The 22,453-nt window shown below is 71.1% G+C and carries 19 protein-coding genes and 1 pseudogene; 8 read left to right on the top strand and 12 right to left on the bottom strand.

Going from position 1 to position 22,453, the window contains the following annotated elements; translation table 11 throughout:
• The 3 genes from CFK39_RS11170 to CFK39_RS11160 are packed head-to-tail and all read right to left on the bottom strand — an operon-like array spanning position 1 to position 2,332.
• Positions 1–1,245 (bottom strand): MFS transporter, encoded by a 1,245-nt coding sequence (locus CFK39_RS11170; protein WP_089065527.1) that lies wholly within the window; start codon positions 1,243–1,245, stop codon positions 1–3.
• Complete coding sequence (locus tag CFK39_RS11165; RefSeq protein WP_089065526.1) at positions 1,242–1,604, bottom strand: DoxX family protein; 363 nt, start codon at positions 1,602–1,604, stop codon at positions 1,242–1,244. Before CFK39_RS11165 ends, CFK39_RS11170 begins: the two co-directional genes overlap by 4 nt.
• On the bottom strand, positions 1,601–2,332 hold the full coding sequence (locus tag CFK39_RS11160) for a VOC family protein (RefSeq protein ID WP_089065525.1): 732 nt from the start codon (positions 2,330–2,332) through the stop codon (positions 1,601–1,603). The genes CFK39_RS11165 and CFK39_RS11160 overlap by 4 nt, the downstream gene beginning before the upstream one ends.
• Before the next feature lie 228 nt (positions 2,333–2,560).
• Between CFK39_RS11160 and CFK39_RS11155 the strand changes: the two genes are divergently transcribed.
• Positions 2,561–3,460, top strand: a complete 900-nt coding sequence (locus tag CFK39_RS11155) for a serine protein kinase RIO (RefSeq protein WP_089065524.1) — start codon at positions 2,561–2,563, stop codon at positions 3,458–3,460.
• Here the strand turns inward: CFK39_RS11155 and CFK39_RS11150 are convergent, their stop codons facing one another.
• From CFK39_RS11150 to CFK39_RS11135, 4 genes are all read right to left on the bottom strand, one after another.
• Complete coding sequence (locus CFK39_RS11150) at positions 3,461–3,946, bottom strand: DnaJ family domain-containing protein (RefSeq protein ID WP_089065523.1); 486 nt, start codon at positions 3,944–3,946, stop codon at positions 3,461–3,463.
• Between the two features lie 53 nt (positions 3,947–3,999).
• Positions 4,000–4,467 carry an SRPBCC family protein gene (locus CFK39_RS11145; RefSeq protein WP_089065522.1) on the bottom strand — a complete coding sequence of 156 codons (468 nt, stop codon included), beginning with the start codon at positions 4,465–4,467 and terminating at the stop codon, positions 4,000–4,002.
• Positions 4,464–5,681, bottom strand: a complete 1,218-nt coding sequence (locus CFK39_RS11140) for a YncE family protein (protein ID WP_089065521.1) — start codon at positions 5,679–5,681, stop codon at positions 4,464–4,466. The genes CFK39_RS11145 and CFK39_RS11140 overlap by 4 nt, the downstream gene beginning before the upstream one ends.
• Positions 5,682–5,758: 77 nt before the next feature.
• Positions 5,759–6,799, bottom strand: a complete 1,041-nt coding sequence (locus tag CFK39_RS11135) for a GNAT family N-acetyltransferase (RefSeq protein ID WP_089065520.1) — start codon at positions 6,797–6,799, stop codon at positions 5,759–5,761.
• Positions 6,800–6,946: 147 nt separating this feature from the next.
• On the opposite strand from CFK39_RS11135, the gene CFK39_RS11130 reads away from it, so the two are divergent.
• Complete coding sequence (locus CFK39_RS11130) at positions 6,947–8,032, top strand: MerR family transcriptional regulator (protein WP_089065519.1); 1,086 nt, start codon at positions 6,947–6,949, stop codon at positions 8,030–8,032.
• A 10-nt stretch (positions 8,033–8,042) separates the two neighbouring features.
• Here CFK39_RS11130 and CFK39_RS11125 read toward each other — a convergent pair whose 3' ends face one another.
• Both CFK39_RS11125 and CFK39_RS11120 read right to left on the bottom strand, forming a co-directional pair.
• Positions 8,043–8,540, bottom strand: coding sequence for a DUF1648 domain-containing protein (locus CFK39_RS11125; protein WP_089065518.1), 498 nt, complete (start codon positions 8,538–8,540; stop codon positions 8,043–8,045).
• Between the two features lie 43 nt (positions 8,541–8,583).
• The gene (locus CFK39_RS11120; protein WP_245822513.1) at positions 8,584–9,840 is read right to left on the bottom strand and encodes an AAA family ATPase; all 1,257 of its coding nucleotides are present in this window, start codon (positions 9,838–9,840) and stop codon (positions 8,584–8,586) included.
• Between the two features lie 608 nt (positions 9,841–10,448).
• Between CFK39_RS11120 and CFK39_RS11115 the strand changes: the two genes are divergently transcribed.
• Positions 10,449–12,218, top strand: coding sequence for an HNH endonuclease signature motif containing protein (locus tag CFK39_RS11115; protein WP_177349003.1), 1,770 nt, complete (start codon positions 10,449–10,451; stop codon positions 12,216–12,218).
• 49 nt (positions 12,219–12,267) lie between these two features.
• Here the strand turns inward: CFK39_RS11115 and CFK39_RS11110 are convergent, their stop codons facing one another.
• On the bottom strand, positions 12,268–12,870 hold the full coding sequence (locus CFK39_RS11110) for an isochorismatase family protein (RefSeq protein ID WP_245822511.1): 603 nt from the start codon (positions 12,868–12,870) through the stop codon (positions 12,268–12,270).
• A 117-nt stretch (positions 12,871–12,987) separates the two neighbouring features.
• On the opposite strand from CFK39_RS11110, the gene CFK39_RS11105 reads away from it, so the two are divergent.
• A complete protein-coding gene (locus CFK39_RS11105) occupies positions 12,988–15,051 on the top strand; it encodes an NADPH-dependent 2,4-dienoyl-CoA reductase (RefSeq protein WP_089065516.1) in 2,064 nt (687 codons plus the stop codon).
• 19 nt (positions 15,052–15,070) lie between these two features.
• Here the strand turns inward: CFK39_RS11105 and CFK39_RS11100 are convergent, their stop codons facing one another.
• Positions 15,071–16,963, bottom strand: a complete 1,893-nt coding sequence (locus tag CFK39_RS11100) for a penicillin-binding transpeptidase domain-containing protein (protein WP_089065515.1) — start codon at positions 16,961–16,963, stop codon at positions 15,071–15,073.
• 30 nt (positions 16,964–16,993) lie between these two features.
• Here CFK39_RS11100 and CFK39_RS11095 point away from each other — a divergent pair, with 30 nt between their 5' ends.
• The 3 genes and pseudogenes from CFK39_RS11095 to CFK39_RS11085 all read left to right on the top strand — a co-directional run bounded on the left by CFK39_RS11095 (position 16,994) and on the right by CFK39_RS11085 (position 19,696).
• The gene (locus tag CFK39_RS11095; protein WP_089065514.1) at positions 16,994–17,905 is read left to right on the top strand and encodes a PfkB family carbohydrate kinase; all 912 of its coding nucleotides are present in this window, start codon (positions 16,994–16,996) and stop codon (positions 17,903–17,905) included.
• A 122-nt stretch (positions 17,906–18,027) separates the two neighbouring features.
• Positions 18,028–18,516 carry a glutathione peroxidase gene (locus CFK39_RS11090; RefSeq protein WP_089065513.1) on the top strand — a complete coding sequence of 163 codons (489 nt, stop codon included), beginning with the start codon at positions 18,028–18,030 and terminating at the stop codon, positions 18,514–18,516.
• Between the two features lie 62 nt (positions 18,517–18,578).
• Positions 18,579–19,696 (top strand): annotated as a pseudogene (locus CFK39_RS11085) (SPFH domain-containing protein).
• Positions 19,697–19,745: 49 nt separating this feature from the next.
• Here CFK39_RS11085 and CFK39_RS11080 read toward each other — a convergent pair.
• A complete protein-coding gene (locus tag CFK39_RS11080; protein ID WP_420836221.1) occupies positions 19,746–20,810 on the bottom strand; it encodes a LacI family DNA-binding transcriptional regulator in 1,065 nt (354 codons plus the stop codon).
• 106 nt (positions 20,811–20,916) lie between these two features.
• On the opposite strand from CFK39_RS11080, the gene CFK39_RS11075 reads away from it, so the two are divergent.
• Complete coding sequence (locus tag CFK39_RS11075; protein ID WP_089065511.1) at positions 20,917–22,452, top strand: ABC transporter substrate-binding protein; 1,536 nt, start codon at positions 20,917–20,919, stop codon at positions 22,450–22,452.
• The last annotated feature ends 1 nt before the right edge of the window (position 22,453 follow it).

The following is a 22,453-nucleotide window of genomic DNA, read 5'->3' as shown; positions in this document are numbered from 1 at the left end:
TCAGCGGCGCCGCACCAGCTGGTCGAGGGTCACCACGGCGACCGGCATCAGGAGGCAGAGGGCGAGGCCGGAGAAGCCGACCCCGGCCAGGATCAGCCCGGCCAGCGCCCCACCGCCCGCACCGGCGAGGTTCATCAGCAGGTCCGAGGTGCCCTGGGTGGCGGGCCGCTGCTCGACGGGGACGGCGCCGCTGAGCATCGTGGACCCGGCGACGTTGGAGGCCGACCACCCCAACCCCAGCAGCACCAGAGCGATCGCGACCAGCTGGTTGCTCTGGGATCCCAGCGCCGCGACCAGCAGCGCCGCCGTCAGCAGCACCTGGCCGAGCAGGATCACCGCCCGGCCCCCGACCCGGTCGGTGAGCAGACCGAACACTGGGGAGATCCCGAACATCCCGGCGATGTGGAGGCTGATGGTGATCCCGACGATCGTGAGGTCCGCGCCGTGGCCCATCAGGTGGATGGGTGTCATCCCCATCAGCGCCACCATCACCGCATGGCTGAGGCTGGTGGCCAGCACCGCGCGGCGGGCGGTGAGGTTGCTGCGCAGGATCGCGAGGCCTCGCGCGGCCCGTCGCTGCGGCCCGGCGGGCACTGCGCGATGCGGACCCAGGGCGAGCAGCAGCGGGTCCGGGCGCAGCGCGACCGCGTAGAGCAGGGCGCCCAGCAGCTGAGCGGCCGCGGCGATCACGAAACCGCCGGTGAGCTCCGGCAGGCCCAGGGAGCGGCCGAGGACGTCGCTGGGCTCGGCGAGGTTCGGGCCGACGACGGCGCCGATCGTCGTGGACCACACCACCAGGGAGAGGTCCCGGCCGCGGGTGGAGTCGGTCGCCAGGTCGGTGGCGGCGAACCGTGAATGGAAGTTCAGGGCGGAGCCGATGCCCAGCACCGCCATGCTCAGCAGCAGCAGGAACGGGTTGTCGAGGACCGCGGAGACGACCACTGCGAAGGCGCCGAGCGCTGCCGTCACGGCTCCGGTGGTCAGGGAGATCCGTCGGCCCCGGCGACGGGCGAGCAGCGCCAGGGGGATGGCGAACAGCGCGGCACCGAGGGTGTTCATCGTCGCGGCCATCCCGGACCACGCCTCGCTGCCGGTCACTGCGGCGACCAGCAGCGCGCCCATGCTCACCGCCGCACCGATCCCGAGGCCGGAGATGATCTGGCCCGCGATCAGCACCGCGATGGTGCGTCGCTGGACCCGACGCCGCTCGAGGCCGTCGACGGGGAGGGTCAGGGGCGCGGTCATCGCGCCACGCGCCGAGCCTGCGCGATGAGCACGCCCTGCAGCGGCAGGCGTGCCAGCGCGATCACCCGCTTCCGCGGTCGGGCATGGCGCCAGTCGTACGCCATCTGCACATTCGCGGGGAACACGGCGACCAGCAGTGCGGTCGCAGCGTGCCCGCCGAGGCGGCGGGTGCGCGGATGCGCGAGCAGGCCCGCGACGACGAGCTCCGCCGCGCCCGAGGCGCAGGTGTAGGTGCGCGCCGGCCCGGGCAGTACGGGCGGGACGATGCTGTCGAAGGGTGCGGGCCGGGTGAGGTGCAGGACCCCGGCCGCCCCCAGCAGCACGGACAGGAAGGCGGCGGTCCGCCGCCCGTCGCTCACGGCGCGACCGCCGGCGCGGGCAGCACGCAGAACTCGTTCCCGGAGGGGTCCTGATGCACCCGCCAGGGCAGCTCTCCCCAGTCGGGGTGCATCTCGCGGCCGCCGCGCCGCTCGATCTCGGCGGCGATCTCCTCGGGGTCCTCGCCCGGCTCGAGGCGCACGTCGAGGTGGATCGGATTCTTCGCATCGGGCCGCTTGGGCGCCCGCTCCGGGACGAGCTCGAGCAGCGGTCCATGCAGGGACGGGTGGCGCAGGGTGTGCGCCCCGCGGTCCGGCGCCGGCGCCCAGCCGCTCAGCCAGGCCCAGAACTCCGCGTCCCGCTCCGGATCGGCGGACTCCAGCAGCACCGCCGCGAGCGGTCCCGTATCGACGCACTCCTCCTGCTCGCCCCTCACGCGGAAGGCTCTCCCCTCGACGTCGGCGAGCTCGCCCCGGGGCTGCCCACCATGCCCGCTGTCGAGCTCCTCGGCGCCGAGTCCTCGCAGGCGCTCGACCACGTCGGCCTGCTCCGTCCCGCCGCGCAGCGCGAGCTGCAGGCGCAGCGGCGCCTGGTTCGGTGCGGGCACCCGCACGAAGCACAGGTCCAGATACGCGGTCCCGTCGAGGTCCAGCCGCGTCTCGAGGAGGTCGGGCTCCACCGTGAGCGAGGTCGTGCCCAGCGCCGCTTCCCAGAAGCGGCCGAGGCGGAGAGGGTCCAGGGCGTCGACGCCGAGGTTCTCGAGAAACATGGGAACAGTGTCCCGCAGCGGACGGCTTCCGGGCCACTCCTCCCCCGGCGCTCCCCAGGCTCCGAGAATTCCCTCGCGCCCCGCCGCCTCCCCGTCGTACGGTGATACCGGTTCCGGATGGAGCCCTGAGGGAAGGAGGAGCTGATGGTCCCCGCCGTGCTGACCCGTGCAGTCCTCCCTTCCGCTCCGACCTGCTGAGCATTCGCAGGTCCTCCCTCAGGAGATCCCATGACCACGTCCTTCGACCGGGACGCCTTCTTCGCGAAGTCGATGCACTTCCTCTCCGTCGCCGAGCTCGACGACGACCAGCGCTGGTCCACATGGCCGGAGACCGCCCACATCATCGATCGCGGCCCGCAGCCCTTCCCCGACTGGGTGGTCCAGCATGACGGCGCGATCGATACCGAGCTCGGGATCCTCAAGACCGGTAAGGAGGCGGATGCCTTCCTCATCGAGCGCGCCCTGCCCACCGAGCACCTCACCGGCGCCGCGGGCGAGGCTGCTCTGCTGGTCGCCAAGCGCTACCGCTCACCCGAGCACTCGACCTTCCATCGTTCCCACGCCTACACCGAGGGCCGCCGTCTCAAGGACTCGAGGGAGGCCAGAGCGGTCGCCAAGAGCTCAGCGTTCGGCAAGCAGGTGGCGGCCTCGCAGTGGGCCCGCACCGAGTTCGACGTGCTGGGCCGGCTCTGGCAGGCCGGTCTGCCGGTCCCGTACCCGGTGCAGATCCTCGGCACCGAGCTGTTGATGGAGTTCATCGGTACCGACGACGAGCGCGGTGCCGTCGCGGCCCCGCGCCTGCACGAGACGACGCCAGACGCTGCCACGATCACGCGCTGGGCGGAGCTGCTGCGGGGCGTGGTCATCGACCTCGCCCAGCTGGGCCTGGTCCACGGCGACCTCTCCCCGTACAACCTCCTCGCCGACACCCGGCAGTCCGAGCCCGATCCCGTGATCATCGACGTCCCGCAGGTACTGGACCTGATCGCGAATCCGCACGGCGCGGAGTTCCTGCGCCGCGACTGCGTGAACGTGTGCACCTGGCTGCGGGCGAACGGTGCGCCGCCTGCTGTGGCCGACCCCGAGGAGTGGCGCGCCGCCTGCGGGCGCGGTGGGCAGGCCCGCTGATCAGGTCCGCCTGCCGAAGGGCCACCACCGCCGGCGCGGTGACCGAGCGGCCGGTGCGTGCGGGGGCTGCGGCTCCGTCGGCACCGGCGCGGGCTCCGGCGCCGCCGCCCGCAGCTCCCGCCAGCGCCGCGCCGCGTCCTCCGGATCCCAGGCCGGGGCGAGCATCGTCTGGAAGGGGTTCGCGCGGCGGTCCTGGTGGACCCGCTCGGTGAAGTCCTCGGCGTACTCGCGTGCGGCGCGCTCGTGCGGGAGGGCGGCGAGGGTCTGCTCGCGCCGCTCGTACTCCTTGCGCAGCAGCACCACCACCGGCAGCAGCGCCTCGCGATCGATCTCGCCGTTGGCCAGGCGCTGGTTGATCCACCAGTCCGGGTCGTGGGAGGCGGGCAGGTCCAGCGGCTCCCCGGCCCCGGGCAGGTCGTCGAAGTCGCCGCGGCGCATCGCCTGTTCGATCGTCGATTCGATCCGGGCGACGGCGGGGTCCATCATCGGCCCGCGGGTCCTGGGGTCGACGGGCCGATCCGGTGGTTCCTGCGGCGAGCTCAGGAGTCCTCGCCCTCCTCGGCGAGCGCCGCCAGGCGGTCGATCGAGGCCCGCAGCTTCTCGGGAGTCATCAGGCGTGCCTTGGCCAGGCGCTTCTCCTGCTCGGCCGGCAGTGCGGTGAAGTCGTAGGTGTGGGTGACACGGGTTCCGCCATCTGCGAGCGGTTCGAGCTGCCAGCCCCACTGGTGGCCGGGCGGCTGCTCGCCGTGCGGTGCGGTGCGCCAGGCGATCTCGCGCCCCTCGGCGAAGGCGACGATGTGGTTGTCGCGCACCCCGCCGTTCTGGTTCGTCATCACGAACACGTCGCCGACGGCATGGACCCGCTGGCCGGGTGCGGCGTCGGCGAGGTTGTCGTTGCCGTCCCAGCGGGGCTGCTGCGCAGGGTCGGCGATCAGGGCGAAGAGCGTCTCGGCCGGGGCAGCAACCTCCCGGGAGGCGGTGACGATGCCGTCGATGTTCTGGTTCATGGCTCCATGGTGCCACCGGCGGTGTCGTCGAAGACGTCGATCGAGCCGGCGTAGTTCGCGACCCAGACCCGGCGCTGGGTGGGTTCGTAGGTGATGCCGATGGGGTTCTTCCCCACCTCGACCGTCTGGATCTCCTGCAGTGTCGCGGTGTCGAACTTGGAGACGGTGTTGGCGTAGTAGTTCACGATGTACAGCGCCAGGCCGTCCGGGGAGATCGCCATGGTGCGGGGCTCGCGGCCGGTCTCGGCGGTGCGCAGCACCTCACCGGTGGAGGCGTCGAGCTCGACCAGCCGGTCGCTGCCGGAGACGGTCAGATACATCCTGCTCGCATCGGGTGAGAGCACCAGGTGGCGGGGCTTGCGGCCGGTCTCGAGCACGAGCTCGCTCTCGCCGGTGACGAGGTCCACCCGGAACAGCTCATCGGCGAACATCGCGGTCACATAGGCGGTGCGATTGTCGGGCAGGATCACGCTGCCGCGGGGTGCGGAGTCGATGGGGATCACCCGGGTCTCCTGCCCGGCCTCGAGGTCGAGCACGGAGACGGTCTCGTCGCACCAGTTCGAGACCAGGGCGCGGCTGCCGTCCGCGGAGAGGGAGATGAACTTCGGGACCCGGCCCACCTCGATCACCTGGTCCCACTGGCCGGCGGCGACGTCGAGGCGGAACACCGCGGAGGGCCCGACCTGCTCGCCGGCCCGGCAGTCGTCGTGCGCGACCTCGCCCGCGCCGGGGCCCTGGAGCCGGTACTGGGAGACGTAGGCGTACTTCCCATCCGGTGAGAACACCGCCTCGACGGGAGCGCCCTGGGTGACCCCGGCCCGCTCCGGGACGCCGAACTCGGCGAGGTCGACCTCGTCGCGGACCGTGTCGGTGAGCTCGAGGGTCTCGGCGTCGTACAGCGTCGAGGAGTGGCTGTACATCATGTTGTTGGCGATGACGGTGCCGGTGGGGCTCGCGACCACGGACTTCGGGGTGATGTCCCCGGTGATGCGGTCCAGATGCACCAGGCGGGTGGTGTCCGAGGGGTCGCCCGGCGGCATCTCCGGTGCCGCGCCGGCGGCCGTCCGCCCGTCGTCGGGCCCGATCGCGCTGGTCGCGAGGCCGGCGACCATACCTCCGGCCATCACCAGCGAGAGGATCGCGATGGCGATGGTGAACTGCTCATGCGGTCGCCCTCGCCGCGACTTCCTGCGGTGCTTCGCCTGCACGGTCATCTACAGCCCCTTCCCGTGCCGCCGAACCTAGCCCGACGGGCGGCAGGGAACGGGAGGCGGGGCGGCGTGTCGGGGACTCAGAGCGAGGGTCGGCCCTGCAGCACCAGCTCCCGGTACACGATCTGGTATCCGAGCTTCTCGTTGATCTCGATCATCCACGGGTTCACATGCGAGTTCCAGGTCACCAGCGAGCGCAGCTGCGGGGCGCGCTCGCGCAGCTGCCGATGGGTGGCGACCTTCAGCGCGAGGCCCAGCCGGTGCCCCCGATGCTCGGGCATGACCAGGGTGTTCTCCTGCCAGCCGAGGGTGCTGCCCGGCGCGGTGTGGACGTGGACCTCGGAGTTGCCGACGAAGCTGCCGTCGGGCGCGAGGGCGACCGCGGCGATCCGCGCCGTTCCCGCCTCGCGCATCCGCCGCTCGCTCTCGCGGATGCGCTCCGGCGTGTACTCGGACGCCTCGTGCTCGACCTCCTCGTCGGGCTCGTCGAGCTCGAGCTGGCGCAGCAGCAGGCCGTAGGCGAGCAGGTGCTCCTCGGGGATCTCGCCGTCCCACAGCTCGATGCGGTACTCGCCGAGCTCCTCCTCGACCTCGGCCTGCAGCGTCTCCAGCAGCGTCTCGTTCAGGGGGAGCGGCAGCGCGCGGCAGACGGCGAGGTTCTTGCGGGTGATCCCGACCCGGCGGGCCAGACGGTTCACCGGCAGCTCAGGGGCGTCGGCGTCGCCGTCGGCCGGAATCTCGCCGTACCCCTCGACCAGGGTGCGGCCGGATTCGCGGATCGCGGGGAGCAGCACCTCCTGGACCATCGCGGTCGCGATCCCCTGGCCGCGGAACGCGGGATGGATGGAGACGCCGACGGAGATGGTCTCGAGGTTCTCCTGCAGCGGCATGAACGTGCTGGCGCGGCCGACGAGGCTCTCGCCGCCCTCCATCGACTCGACGACGGCGACCCAGCGCCGCACGCTCCAGTACGGGGAGCCGGCGAGCTGCGTGCGCAGCTGCTCGCGGGTCATCGCCTGGCTGCCGCCGTAGGTGTGCTCGTCCAGTGCCCTGTCCAGGGCGAGATACTGGTCAAGCTCGACCTCGGAGGTGGGGTCCAGGTGGCGGATCGTCAGATGCATGGGGTCAGTGGATCATGCGGGATCCTCGCTGGTCGACGGAATTTCCCCGCGCACGGCTTGACTCTCCCCGGGGACAATCCCGAGCGTGGTCATCACCGGGACGGACCCGGTGCCCGGGAGATCGGGTGAGGCATGACGGAGGATCGCATGGACGAGACGCTGCTGAGCATCGGGGAGCTGGCCGCCGCGAGCGGCCTGAGCCCGAAGGCGCTGCGCCTCTACGCCGACTCGGGGCTGCTGGTGCCGCGCCGGGTCGACCCGTTCACCGGCTACCGCTCCTACGGGACGGACCAGGTGCAGCGGGCCCGACTCATCGCCGCGCTGCGCGGCCTCGGGATGGGGCTCGCCCGCATCGGCGTGCTGTGCGATCTGGAGACCGGCGCCGCTGCTGCGGAGCTGCGCTCGTGGTGGCGGCAGGAGGAGGCCGACGCCCTCTCCCGCGCCGCCGCCGTCACCGCCCTCGCCCGTGATCTCGGGGAGCTCCCTTCGGAGGACATCATGACCATCTCCCCCACCTCAGCCACCGCTGCGCCCCGCACCGCCTCGGCGCTGCATCAGGGCCTGGTGCGCACCGCCCAGCAGGATGCCGTGCTCGTGCGCGAGCTTCCCGGCGGGCGCACCCTGCTCGCCGTCGCCGACGGCTTCGGCAGCGCGGACGATCTCGCGTCGCGGATCCTGTCGACGCTCGCGGCGGCGCTCGAGCGCGAGCTCGGAGCCGACCCGTCGGCCGCGCCGCTCACCGCGCTGGAGACGGCGTGGTCCGCGGTGGAAGCGCTGGTACCGACCAAGGGAGATGCCGGCTCCACCCTCACCGCGGCGGTGCTCGATGGGGATCGACTGCACGTGGCGCATCTCGGGGACACCCGGGTGGTGCGGGTGCACGGCGGGCAGGTCGAGCACGTCACCCAGGACCACACCCGCCTGCGCTCCCTGGTCGAGGCGGGCCGGCTCTCCCCCGAGGAGGTCGCCGCGCATCCGGAGCGTGCCGTGCTGAACCGCGCCCTCGCTGCGGGCGCCCCCACCGCCCCGGATCTGCTGATGCGCCGGCTCGCCCCGGGGGATCTGGTGCTGGTGGCGACCGACGGGCTGCACGCCGTGGTGGATCCCGCGGTCCTCGCCCAGGCGCTGACCGGCGGGACGGAGGATCTCGAGGCGCTGGCGGGGTCGCTCGTCGAGCTGGCGCTGACCGCCGGCGGACCGGACAACCTCGCGCTCGCCCTCGCCCGGGTCTGAGGGCGGGCTCTCAGCGCCCGACGCGCACCAGGCGCACGATCCCGATGATGGTCGCTGCGAGCATCAGCACGATCCCGCTGACGGTCAGCGCCGTTCCGCCGGTCAGCACCACGGACCAGGCGATCCCGAGATAGAGCAGCACCACGCCGAGCAGCGTCCCGACCATCATCCGCTCCCCTTCGCGGTAGATGGCCTGGGCGTTGCTCGCGGTGACCGCCACCGGATAGTTGAAGAGCCGCGGGCGTACCGACAGTGCGGCGAGGGCCAGCGAGAGGAGCAGCATCACGCCGGCGAGCACCAGGATCGACCATTTCGGTCCCCAGTCGTCGGCTTGCCCGCTCACCGTGAAATGCGTGGCGACGGTGTCCGGGAGGGAGGGGTACCGCACGATGATCCACGCCGTGATCCCACCGGCGGCGAGCACGCCGAGCCATCGCAGCCCACGGGTGATGGGCCCGGTGGTGCCGCTGCGTGCCGGGCGGGACGGAGCGAGGGATCTCGAGTTCATGGCGTCGTCCACGCTACTGACGCAGCCGGGCCATGACCATCGACTATGGTCGGCCCTTGCGCCGGGCCCGATGGGAACGACTAACTCCCTTATCGGGTTCGACGTCGGCCCCCACTCCCTCCCGCGCCTCGTGCCGCAGCGCGTCGCCGAGGTAGGGCAGCGCGAACTCGACGAAGCCGCGCCCGGCTGGTCGGATCAGCTCCTCCTCGATGAGCCGCTCGCGGTAGGTGGACTGGTTGCGGGGGTCGATGTCCATTCGCCGGGCGATGTCGCCGACGGCGGAGGGGCCCTCGTCCTCGAGCATCGCGTGGAGGTATTCGCGCTTGCGGGAGCTCAGCCCCCGCAGCGCCGGGCCGTGGACGTTCTTGATCATCGCCGCGATCACGGATTCCCGCCCGCCGCGCACGTCCTCGATCTCGATGGTCTCCGCGTCACCGCTGTTCTGCCAGGCCTTCGACCCGATGAGCTGGATCAGGTACGGATAGCCCCGCGAGATCTCGCCGGCCAGCACCGTCGCCTCCGGGGTGATCGTCCGCGCGGTGTCGGCGATGGTCATGCGGATCGCCTCCGCCGCCGTGCCGACGTCGACGCTGCCCACCTCGATCCGGTGCGCCCGGCGCAGGAAGGTGGTGCGCTCGTGGTCCAGCAGGGCGTCGACTCCGGGGCGCACCCCGGCAGCGATGAAGGCGACCGCATGGCCGGAGCCGATGAGGTCCTGCACGTGCTGGGTGAGGGCGTGCAGCTGGTCGCGGTCCACCGACTGCAGCTCGTCCAGGGTGATCAGCAGACCGCCGCCGTCCTCGTCGCACAGCTGGGCGAGTCGGTCCAGCACCGTGGTGAGCACCTCCCCCTCCCCCTCGTAGCGCCGGACGATATCCCGGGAGGCGCCGACGTTGAACGCCCGCGCGGAGGTGAGCCGGGAGATCTCGGCCTCCGGATCCATCTCCCGCAGGCGGGCGATGGCCTGGCTGCGCAGCTCCTCGATGAGCGAGGTGGAGGAGGTGTGCATACGCAGATCGGTCCAGCCCGCCTCGAGCGCGAGCTCCCGGAACTCGGTCAGCAGCACGGTCTTGCCGGAGCCGCGGGCGCCGGAGATCAGGATCGCCCGCGCCTCGGGGATGTTCCCGGCGAGCGCCGCGGTGAACTCGTCGATCGCCACCTCGCGTCCGGCGAGGATCATCGGAGTGAGGCCGAAGCCGGGGGTGAAGGGGTTGGCCCCAGAGATGGTGCGGGCGGCCGCGGGGCTGGTGGATGTCGTGCGGTGCGAGGGCGGCATGCGGTTCGAGGGAGAGATCGCCATGGAGCCATGGTGCTCTGTATGTCGGTGTATGTACAGGCCTCGCGTGTGGGCGGCGCGGGCAGGCGTCGCGGGAGGGCTCCGGTGCGGCGGCCCGGCGCGGCGCTGCACCGGAGGGGAAGGCGCCGACGGGGAGGAGCCGGGGAGCAGCCGGGGAGGATAGGTGCCGAAGAGGAAAGGTGCCGAGTAGGAAAGGTGCCGACGACAGAAAGTCCCGCGCACCTTTCCTCCACACTCCGCTTTTTGCACATTTTCCGGACCCCTCTTGACTTCGATCGAGGCGCCGTTCATCACCCTTTTCCTCCCTCTGCGAACCGGGTTTCCGCCACACCGGAGGCTTTCTCGACAGTCCGCACGGCAGGCAGGCGCGATATCGGCCCACAACGCCTCTCGACCTGCTCAGACATCGTTCTTGCGGGTCACTCGCGAGTCGTCTGCGCGGATCGTTCCTCCACACCTGGTGGTTATCCACAGAACCATTCCTCCACACAGCGGAGTTATCCACAGATTCATCCCCATTTCATGGTGACCCTTCAGTATTGGTTGCGCACAGAATACGGTTGAGGGATATCGCAGATGCGGTTCGAGAAGTGCTCTGGCGCGGGGAGGGGGTGGCGACGGTGGGTGAGTTCGAGGACCAGGAGTTCGGTCGCACAGACGCCTCCGGCGGGACGCACGACGCGGTCGGCAGGTCGCACGACGACGTCGACAGGCCTCGGGATCCCGCTGTCGAGGGCCACGACCCGGCCGGCGAGGCCGCCGCTGAGGATCCCGGACATGTCCGCACCGCTCGTGTCGCCCCCTCCTCCGCCGACTCCCCGACATGGCGGGCGCGGGCGCGGCGCGCACTGTCCGAGGAGTACATCCTGGAGGAGGTCGAGCCCGGCAGCCTCGAAGCAGCTCGGGTGCTCTCGATGCATCAGACGATGAAGACCCGTGCCCGGCTCTATGCCCATCAGCTCCGTCAGCTCTCGACGTTCTTCCGAGAGGACCCCGCCGTGCAGGGGCTGCTGGATGACGCGGATGTGACGGCGCTGAAGGTCGCAACCGGGCTGCGGTGCAGCTGCTTCCATGCTCAGGTGCAGGTCACCGACGCCCACACCGCCGTGGAGTGGATGCCGCTGACCTTCGAGCACGTGCGCGCAGGGGACCTGCCCGAGGCCTGGCACCACTCCCTGATCCGGCACGTCCGTCGCCTGTCCGAGGACCAGGTCCGGCAGGTCGACGCCCATATGTCCGGCGTGGAGATCCCGTCGGTGTCGAAGGCGACCTTCGACAAGCAGGTCACCCTCGCCGTCGCCCTGGCGGTCGCGGGAACGGTCCCCACTCCGCCGTCGGAGTCCCGAAACGTGGAGATCGTGGACGTCAACACCGAGACCGGCACCGCCTCGCTGTACGTCACGGGTCCGATCCCGGAGATCCAGGCCCTCGCCCACCGGCTCGACATCGCCTCCCGCACCGTCCAGAAGGCCCAGCGTGCCGGTCTGGAGGACGGGGTCGAAGGACCGCTGCCCTTCGACATCGATGAGAACCTCCACGAGCGCGGCAGAGCCCTCTCGTTGCGCACGCTGCGATACGCGATCCTGGTCCACTCGGTCCTGGACATCGACCCCGTCCAGGAGACCTCGAGCCCGTACAAGATCCTGGTCACCGTCCCCGCCACCACGCTGCTGGGTGTCGATGATGCGCCCGCGATGCTGGAGGGGATGACACCGGTCCCGGCAGAGCAGGCACGACTGCTCGCGGCCGGGGAGAGCACCTGGCAGCGGATCCTGACCGATCCGATCAGCGGCGCCCACCTTCCCGTGACCGCCCAGACCTATCACCCGACTGCACAGATGCGGCTCCAGCTGCGGCTACGCCACGCCGTCTGCGCCGCGCCCGGCTGCACCCGGGCCACCGTGATCGCGGCGGAGGACGACCACATCATCGAGTACGACCACGACCATCCCGGCAAGGGCGGCCAGACCAGCCTGTGGAACCTCCACCGGCTCTGCTGGCTGCACCACAAGCTCAAGACCGCCGGACTGATCGACCCCACCCGCAACCCGGACGACGATCCCGGCGGCGGGGACGGCTCCACCACCGCAGGGCCAAGGGAGACGTCCTGGGTCCTCGACGGCGAAGTCCGGACCCGCACCAGAGAGAACACGGATCTCCTCACACCACACTCCGTCGAAGCACTCGAACGAGCCTGGCGAGTCCACCAGCGCGCCCACGCGGACGCGACGCGTCTCCACGCCGAGGAGAAGGCCCGACCCCGCACGGAACGGGTCGCGGAGCAGCGCGCCGACGCGTTCGCGAAGGCCTACCCCGGCCGTCATGCCCGCCGGATCATCCCTCCCGGGCCCACCCTCGACGAGACCACGCCGCCCTTCTGATCCGGCGACTGACGACGGCGCAGCAGCCGCCCCGGACCGTCCCTCGCCCTCAGGAAGCGGTGATCTCCACGCCTGCCTCCGCCAGCTCCTGCTCGAGCGCGGGGATCCCCGCCGGATGCACGGCAGCGGTGAGATCGCTGAGCACCCGCACCGGTGCGCCGGCCGCCACCGCACCGAGCGCCGTCTCCCGCACGCAGAAGTCATAGGCGAGACCCACCACGTCGATCCGCTCCCAGTCGCCGTCGGCGAGCAGATCCTGCACCGATTCATCGGTGGCGACGACCGTGCCCTCCAGGACGCTGTAGGAGGGGAGGCCGTAGCCCTTCTGCACGATCTCGAGCCGATCCCCCAGCTCCGCGGCGAGCGCCGCCATCTCCGGGTGCAGCGCTGCGCCGGGTGTCTCCGCCACGCAGTGCACCGGCCAGGTGTCGACGAAATCCGGTGCGGCCGGCGGGACGGCGAAGTGCCCGCCGTTGTCCGTGTCCCCGCGATGCCAGTCCTGGCTGACCAGGATGCGGTCGTACCGCTCCTCCTGTGATCGCACGAGGCCGACGATCCGGGCCGCGACCTCGGCCCCGCCCTCGACGCCCAGCGCACCGCCTTCGCAGAAGTCGTTCTGGACATCGACGATGATCAGCATGCGCGACGACAATGGGGGCTCCTCGCTCCGGTGACAGGGGGTCTCCTCCAGGGTACGCAGTGCATGCGGGACCGGGCGGCGCGGTGCCTCGACGCAGCAGCGTCGGCGGTTGCTGGCAGAATCAGCCCTATGTCAGTGCCGCTTCCCTCTCCGACCGCACGCCGCTCCTTCACCCGGCTGCTCTCGCCGCTGGACCTGGGACCGTTCGAGGTGCGCAACCGGATCGTGATGGGCTCGATGCATGTGGGCCTCGAGGACCGCCCGGCCGACGCGAAGAAGCTCGCCGCCTATCTCGGCGAGCGCGCCCGCGGCGGCGTCGGGCTGATCGTCACCGGAGGCTTCTCCCCCGACCGCACCGGTCGCCTCACCCCGCGCGGTGCCCAGGCCGATGACCGCACCCTGCGCGGCCACCGGGTGATCACCCGCGAGGTCCACGAGGCCGACGGCCGGATCCTGCTGCAGCTGCTGCACGCGGGCCGCTATGCCTTCCATCCGCTGGCCGCCTCGTCGGCCGCGGGGAAGTCCAAGCTCTCCCCGTTCCGCGCCCGGCGCCTGACCCGCCGCGGCGTGGGACGCACCGTCCAGCACTTCGCCGAGGCGGCCCGCCTCGCGGTCGAGGCCGGGTACGACGGCGTCGAGATCATGGGCTCCGAGGGCTACCTGCTCAACCAGTTCCTCGCTCCCGCCACGAACCGGCGCCGGGACCGCTGGGGGCGCGGGGCCGAGGGGCGACGGGCGCTGCCGCTGGCCGTGGCCGCCGCGGTGCGTGAGGCGATCGGCGAGGGCGCCCTGCTCAGCTACCGCATCTCCCTGCTGGATCTGGTCCCGGGCGGCCAGACCTGGCAGGAGACCACCGCTCTCGCCCACGGCCTCACCGAGCGCGGTGTGGATGTGCTCTCCTCCGGCATCGGCTGGCACGAGGCGCGGGTCCCCACGATCGTCACCTCCGTGCCGCGCGCCGCCTTCGCCGAGAACGCGGCGGCGCTGCGCGACCTGGTCGATGTGCCGGTCATCGCCTCGAACCGGATCCACGATCCCGCGGTCGCCGAGGAGGTCCTCGCCGGCGGTCAGGCGGATCTGGTCTCCATGGCCCGACCACTGCTCGCGGACCCGCACCTGCCGCGCAAGCTCGCCGACGATCAGGCGGCGCAGGTCGTCGCCTGCATCTCCTGCAACCAGGCCTGCCTGGACAAGGTGTTCGTCGGGAAGCGGGCCAGCTGCCTGGTCAACCCCCGGGCCGGGTTTGAGACGGAGCTGGTGCTGAAGCCGGTGATCGAGCGCCGCGCCCGCAAGGTCGCCGTCGTCGGCGCGGGACCCGCGGGGCTCGAGGCGGCACTCGCCGCCGCCGAGCGCGGCCATATCGTCACCCTCTACGAGGCCACCGCCGAGATCGGCGGGCAGCTGCGGCTGGCCGCTCGCATTCCCGGCAAGGAGGACTACGCGCAGGCGCTGCAGTCCTGGCGGATGCGGCTGGCGGCCGCGGGCGTCGGGATCCGGCTGGAGACCCGGCCGACGGCCCGCGACCTGGCCGGCTTCCACGACGTCATCGTCGCCACCGGCGTCGTACCGCGCGAGATCACGCTGCCCGCCGAAGGCGGGCCGCAGGTGATCAGCTATGCCGACCTGCTCGAGGGCCGGGCCGAGGCCGGTCAGCGGGTGGCGATCATCGGTGCGGGCGGCATCGGGGTCGACGTGGCCGAGTTCCTCAGCGCCCCGCGCCCCTCCCCCACCCTGGACATCGCCGCCTGGAAGCAGCACTGGGGCGTCGTCCCGGCCGATGAGGAGCACCGCGGCGGCGTCACCACCCGTCCGGTCGAGGAGCCGCGGCGCGAGGTCCATCTGCTGCAGCGCAAGGAGACCCGGATCGGGGCGGGGCTGGGCCGCACCACCGGCTGGGTGCACCGGGCGGAGCTGCGCCATGCAGGCGTGATCCAGCACCGCGGCGTGACCTACCGTCACGTCGACGAGGACGGTCTGCACCTCGTCGAGGACGAGCAGGAGACGGTGCTCGCGGTGGACACGATCGTGGTCTGCGCCGGGCAGGTGAGCGTGGATGATCTCGCCGCGGAAGTGACCGCCGCGCGGAAGGGCCGCACGCCGCGGGTGCATGTGATCGGCGGGGCCGACGTCGCCGCGGAGCTGGATGCCGAACGGGCCATCCGTCAGGCGGTCGAGGTGGCGGCCGGGCTCTGAGGGTCTCGCGCGCTGGAGGTCAGAGCCCCTCGAGCACCTCGCGGGCGATCGGTCCGGCGGTGACCGAGCCGTAGCTGCCGTCCTCGACGAAGGCCGCGACCACCAGGTCGCCCTGGGCGACGATCACCCAGGAGTGGAGCTTCAGCTCGCCGTCCTCGTCCACCCACTCGGCGGTGCCGGTCTTGCCGATCACGGGCTCGCCGGGCAGGTCCGCGAACTCGTCGAGGCTGCCGTCGGTGACCACTCCGCGCAGCATCTCCTGCATCTGCGCGGTCTCCTGCTCGGTGAGCGGGGTGGGTACCTCCGGGGTGACCGGCTGCTGGTCGGCGAGGATCCGCGGGGCGACGGTCGCGCCGTTCTGCACGCTCGCGAGCACCACCGCCATCGACAGCGGTGAGGCGAGCACGCGGCCCTGCCCCATCATCGCCGCGGCGTGCTCGGCCCCGGTGTCCTGCGGATCCACCGAGCCCATGAACGCGTCCAGACCCGCCGGGGCGTCCTGGCCGATGCCGAGCGTGGTCGCGGCATCGGCGAGGGCCACCTGGTCCACCGTCTCGTGCTGGAGCAGCATCGCCGTGTTGCAGGAGTGGGCGATCGCGGAGCGCAGCGGCATCGTCCCGAACAGGGAGGGGTTCATCGAGTCGGCGTTCTTGAAGCTGCGGCCCGCGACGACCGCGGTCTCGGGGCACTCGATCTCGGTGTCCGGGGTGAGGCCCGCGCGCAGGAGGGACAGTGCGGTGACGGCCTTGAAGGTCGAGCCCGGGGCGTACCGGCCGACGAGACCCACCGGGTAGGACTGACCGGTCGGCCCGAGGGTGGCGGCGAGCACATCCCCGCTCGAGGGCTGCAGCACGATCACGGCCGAGGGCGAGTCCTCCTCGGAGATCGCGGCGGTGGCCAGGCGCTGCACATCGTCATCCAGCGTGGTGGGCACGGCGCTGCCGTCGACCGGCTCGATGCGGTGCAGGGAACGGGTGGCGTCGGAGTCCTCGTCGACCGCGCGGACCTCGAGGCCGGGGGTGCCGAGCACCTCGTCGCGGGCCGCGGCGATCACGCCGCCGCTGGGGACCAGGTCCCCGGCCTCGAGCTGCCCGTCGGAGTCCTCGATGTCCTCGGCGCTGGCCTCCCGCAGGGAGCCGAGCACACCCGGCGCGTAGTCGCGCTGGATGGCCAGGGGCCGGGTCCCGTCCACGGCGAGGTACCCGGCGACCTGTGCGGCCTCTTCCAGTGGATAGTCGCCCGCGGCCTCCTCGCGGATGGTCAGCGCGGCGACGAACGCGTCGGGGCCGTGGCCCGTGACGCTCTGCGCGTAGCGGTCGGCGTCGATGCCGAGCAGTCCGGCCAGGTCCCGTGCGGAGGAGTCCAGCTCGCCCTCATCGAGCTGCGTCTTGTCCAAGCCCAGCGTGATCACCGGCAGTTCGCTGAACAGCACGGTGCCGTCGCGATCGGTGATGCTGCCCAGCGCCGGGTCGAGCGTGGTGAGCTCGAGGTGCTCGCTCGCGGTGAGGTCAGGGGCATAGGCCGCGGGGGCGAGCTCCGCCCTCCAGCCGTCCTCGCCGCGGCGCAGGGTCGCGGGGGTGGTGTACTCCCAGGTCCCGTCGCCATTCGGAAGGGTCCAGGTCCACTCGAGGGTGGCGGTGCGGATGCCGTCCCGGGCGCTGCCGGGGTCGGCGAGGGAGACCTGCGGGACCGCCCCGGCCTCGAGCAGCGGGCCGAGGATCCGGTCGTGCTCGGCCTGGTCCGGGGCCTCGCCCGCGGAGAGCGCGGCGGCGAGCTCCTCGGCCTCCGCCTCGCCGGAGCCGAAGCGGTCCCGCCACTGCAGAACAGCGATCACCACGGCGATGATCGCGAGGAGGGAGACGAGGACGAGCAGCGGGCCGCGGCGGCGGGATCCAGCGGGAGCAGGGGGCATGGGCTCATGCTCCCACCTAGACTCGTGCCCATGTCCCGCGTGCTCCACACCGCCCAGGCGCTCGTCGACCTCATCCTCGAGATCGACGAGCTCCCGCCGCGCGGCGGGAACGCCAACGTGCGCCGTGAGCAGAAGTACGCGGGCGGCGCGGTGACCACACTGATCGCGGCTGCCCGCACCGGGGCAGTGGCGGTGCACGGCGGGGCGCACGGCACCGGTCCGTACGGCGACCTGATCCGGGAGGCGCTGGCCCGGGACGGGGTCGCCCTCTCCGATGCGCCGCGCCCCGACGCCGATACCGGGTACTGCACGGTGCTGCTGGAACCGTCGGCCGAACGGACGTTCCTCACCGTGTACGGGGCGGAGCGGCAGATCACCGCCACCTCGCTCGCGACCCTCGAGCCACAGGTGGGGGACCTGGTGTGCATCTCCGGGTACAGCCTGTTCGAGCCCACCCGGGAGCCGCTGCTGGAGTTCCTCGAGACACTGCCGGCCGACGTGGATGTGGTGCTCGATCCCGGCGCCCCCTTCGCCGACTTCCCCCGCGAGGTCCGGCAGCGGGTGCTGGCCTGCACCACGGTGTGGACCTCGAACGCCGACGAGGCGCGAGCGCTGACCGATCTCGATGCGCTCGAGGACACCCCGGAGGCGCTCCGCCGGCGCCTGCGCCCCGGCGCGGTGGTGGTCGTGCGGGACGGGGAGCGGGGATGCCTGGTCTTCCACCACGGTCGTGGCACCCAGATCCCCGCTTTCCCGCAGACGCCAGTGGACACCAACGGCGCCGGTGACACCCATACCGGGGTGCTGCTGGCAGAGCGTGCCCTCGGTGCGGACTGGGAATCCGCCGCCACCCGCGCGAACGCCGCCGCGGCGATCGCTGTGACCCGGCGCGGGACCGAGAGCGCCCCGACCCGCGACGAGGTCGATGCGTTCCTCGCCTGAGCGAGGAACGAGCGGCAGGAGCCCAGGCAGAAGGCAGAGCCTGAGCCCGCGGTCCCGGCGCACGCCCAGGACTGCGTTCTACGATGGAGGCGCACGTCACCTACTAGCCGAGTCAGGAGACCATGTCCGAGTCGACTTTCCACGACTTCTCCGCTCTCACCATCGATGGTGAGCATCGGGAGATGAGTGAGTACCGCGGACGTCTGGTCCTCGTCGTCAACATCGCCACCGAGTGCGCCTTCACCCCCCAGCTGACGAGCCTGCAGGAGCTGACGGACCGCTACGCGGAGCACGGCTTCACGGTGCTCGGCTTCCCCTCGGACCAGTTCCACCAGGATCCCGGCACCGACGAGGAGACCAAGGAGATCTGCGCCTCCACCTACGACGTCCGCTTCCCGCTGTTCTCGAAGATCGACGTCAACGGGCCCACCGCGCACCCGCTGTGGAAGTGGATGTGCGCGCAGAAGGCCGGGGTGATCGGCGGCCGCATCGCCTGGAACTTCACCAAGTTCCTCATCGACGGCGAGGGGAAGGTGCTGCGCCGCTATGCCCCGCTGGTGCCGCCCGTGCGGATCGCCCGACGGATCGAGAGCGAGCTCGGTCTGCGGTGACGACCAACCGGCTCGGTTGGTAGCGTAGGTCACAGACTTCATCACCAAGAAAAGGGGAACACATGGAAGGCGCAATCGTCGCCCTGGTCGTCATCGTGGGCGTCCTGATACTCGTCGTGGTCGTCGCGGCGCTGCTGTTCGGCGGGCTGCGCACCTCGCTGATGTTCACGGTGCACACGCAGGAAGCGATCATCGTCGAGAGGTTCGGCAAGTTCAAGCGGGTCGCGCAGGCGGGCCTGAACTTCAAGACCCCGTTCATCGACAACACCACCCGACCGGTCTCGCTGCGCGTGCAGCAGCTCGAGGTGAACATCGAGTCCAAGACCAAGGACAACGTGTTCGTCAACGTGCCGGTCGCGGTCCAGTACAAGATCCGCGACGAGCAGGTCATCGACGCGTACTACAAGCTGTCGAACCCCGAGGCGCAGATCCGCTCCTACGTGTTCGACACCGTGCGCTCGGCGCTGTCCGGCCTCGAGCTGGACCAGGCCTTCGAGTCGAAGGACGACATCGCCCGCAGCGTCGAGTCCACGCTCTCGGAGCGCATGCGGGAGTTCGGCTTCTACATCATCAACACCCTGGTCCAGGACATCTCCCCGGACCAGCGGGTGCGCGACTCGATGAACTCCATCAACGCCGCCCAGCGCGACCGGGTCGCGGCCCAGTCGCTCGCCGAGGCGGACAAGATCAAGCGCGTCACCCAGGCCGAGGCCGAGGCCGAGTCCAAGCGCCTCCAGGGTGAGGGCGTCGCCGCCCAGCGCAAGGCGATCGCACTGGGCATCGCCGAGCAGTACGAGATGCTGCGCAAGGTGGGCATCGAGAACTCCGCCGAGCAGCTGCTGCTGATGACGCAGTACTTCGACACCATGCAGGACGTGGCCCGGAACTCCCGCTCCAACGTGCTGTACCTGCCCTCGAACCCCGGCGCCGTCGGCTCCATGGGGACGAGATCCGCACAGCGATGCTGCAGTCACAGGCCGCCGCCGAGGCGTCGAAGGACGCCGACGCGGATGAGGTCGAGGACCGTCGGCGCGTCTCCGCCGATCAGCTGCGCGAGCAGGAGGAGCAGCGCGCGACGCGAGCTCGGCAGCAGGCCGAGCAGCGTGCCCGTGAGGCGCGGCAGCAGACCCAGGACTCACAGCCGCCGTGGGCTCATCCGGGATCTGCCGACCAGTTCTGAGACCGGACCGCCCCGAGGGCCCGGCGCAGCGAATGCGCCGGGCCCTCGCTCATGCCTGCCGGCCGATCCCGGCGGTGGACGCCCGCTCGATCACATGCCAGGGGAACTCCCAGCCCGACTCGAGCTTCTCGCCGCTCTCGGCCGACGCCGCGAGAGCTGCGAAGACGTCCTCGTACCTGGTCTCCGACGTGCCCAGTGTGCTCAGCGGGATGCGGCGCTCTGCGGCCTCGGCGATATCGCCGCGGCCCACGACCCCGACGGCCCGCCCGATGTCGATCGACCGTCGTTCGCATTCGGCCGCGATCTGGATCGCCAACCGGTCACTCGAGCACATCAGCACGATCGGGTCCTCCGGTCCGGCAGCCTCGAGGGACGCCCAGTCCAGGGGACCGAGATCGGCGCTGATCCGGTAGTCGATCTCGAGGTGCTCGGCCCTCAGTTCGTCGGCATCGCCCCCTGCCAGAGCCGTGCGGATCGGGTCGACGACGTCGCGCCAGAGGCTGTGCCCCGGCCCCATCGCCTCGGTAGCGATCATGAATCGTCGCACCCCTCTGTCGCGCAGTCGGACGGCGGCCTCCGCCGCGGCCTCCGCATAGCCGTGCCGCACGGTCGGGAGGCCGGCGGCGTCCCCTTCGGCGAAGGCCACACTCGGGATCGGGCACCGTTCCAGGCGTTCCGCCACCTCGCCCGCCTCCTCCAGATGCACCGTGAAGCAGGCGTCCACCGCACCGCGGTCCAGGAGTTCCGCGAGCCTGTCGGTCGCCTCGTCCTCCCCGACGTCGGGGAAGACGACGAGGTCGAGCGAGCGCTTCGCGAGCTCCCGCTTCGCCACGGTGATCAGGCTGTCCCGCCACGGATTGCCTCCCGCTGAGACGAGCGCACCGACGAGGCCGGTGCGCTGCCGGCGCAGTGCGCGCCCTGCCCAGTTCGGGCGGTAATCGAGTTGCTTCATCGCGCGCTCGACCCTGGCTCGGGTCTGCGCGTTCCCGGCTCCCTTGCGGTCGGCGCGGCCGCTCAGCACGTGGGAGACGGTCGCGGTGGACACGCCTGCCAGGCGTGCGACGTCCGCCTGGGTCGGCCGCCGAGCCGAACCTTTCTGATCGCTGCTCGACATGGTCTTGACAGAGTGGTTCACATCACACATTGTAGGTGATGGTTAATCGAAATACCACGGACGTCCGTGACCGGCTCGGGCCGCACGGCGATGCAAGGAGGCATCCATGACCGTCAGCACCCCCCGATTCCGTCGTCGCTCCCTGATCGGTGGCGCGGCAGCGCTCGCGGCCGGTCTGAGCGCGTGCTCCGTCGAGACCGGTTCCGGCACCGGTGCCGAGGAGGTCGCCGCCGGGTCCGAGGACTTCTCCTTCGACTTCGACGCAGATGCCTCACAGGCCACGGCGCTGAGCTGGATGGACTCCGGCGACCTCAAGGCACTGTTCATCGATCCGGTGATCACCAGCTTCGGCGAGCAGTTCCCCGAGATCCAGGTCCAGTACGACGGTTCGGGATGGGACCAGGTCAATCAGGTGGTGCCGCTGGGGATCCGGAACGGCTCAGCGCCGGACGTCTTCGCGCTGCCGCAGAACGTCCCGGCCGAGTCCGCGATCAGCGAAGGCTGGGTCCAGCCCCTCGATGACGCGATTCCCGACTTCGCGGAGTGGAAGGCGGGATTCCCCGACACCGCACTGATCAACGGCGTGCACGTCTTCGACGGCAAGGTCTACAGCTGGCCGATGAACTCGACCCGGCGCTTGGACATCACCCAATACATCTCCCATGAAGCGGCCGAGGCCGCCGGCGTGTCGACCCCCGTGGAATCAGTGTCCACCTGGGACGACCTCCGGTCCCTGGCCAAGGAGATCACCGCCTCGGGCACGCCGGGAATCCTCTCGACCTCCGATCACCTGGACATCGTGATCGCGAACCTCGCGAACACCGCGGGCTGGCTGGGCAACTCCGAAGGCATGAACATGCGGACCGGGAAGTACGAGTACTCCGCACCGGAGTTCCTCGAGGCCCTGGACTTCGTGCGCTCGATGATCGATGACGGCTCCTTCGTCCCCGGATACCTCACGCTGAAGGACGCGGACGCTCGCGCCCAGTTCCCCTCCGGACTGGCCGGGATCTCCCTCAACGGGCCGTGGGACATCTCGCAGTGGGCCAAGGACTATCCCGATTTCGAGTACACGATCCTCCCCCTGCCCTCCCCCGACGGCAGCGAATACACCATCCCGTTCCGGGAGACCGGGGCAAACATGTCCTGGCTGTACGCCGACAGCACGAACACGGATGCCGCCGCAGCCGTCATCAAGTTCATGGGGTCGCTCGAGGGGCAGCGGGCGATGGTGGAGCTCACCGAGGGCTTCTTCCAGTCCACGATCGAGGAGGCGAACTCCTCCGCCGACACCTCCGCGCTCAACCCGAGGGCCAAGCTGGTCGCCGATCTCGCGGCCACCTACATGCGCGCCTGCCCGCAGTTCGAGATCCGCAGCGAGCACGCCGGGGTCGTCAAGCTCAACCTCCAGGCCACCGACCCCGGCATCGCGGGGACCATCGAGGGGATCCTGACCGGCCAGATCAGCGACGCGGAGGCAGCGCTGTCCGACCTTGATTCGCGTCTCGACGAGGCGATGGAGAAGGCCTTCGACGCCGCACAGACCGAAGGTGCGGACGTCGACATCTCTCAGCTCCAGTTCCCGAACTGGGATCCGAGCCTCGACTACACGGCGCAGGACTACGACGAGCTCGAGGGCTGAG

The organism is Brachybacterium avium (assembly GCF_002216795.1).
GTDB classification, from domain to species: Bacteria; Actinomycetota; Actinomycetes; order Actinomycetales; family Dermabacteraceae; genus Brachybacterium; species Brachybacterium avium.
This window is presented reverse-complemented; position numbering and strand designations above follow the sequence as displayed.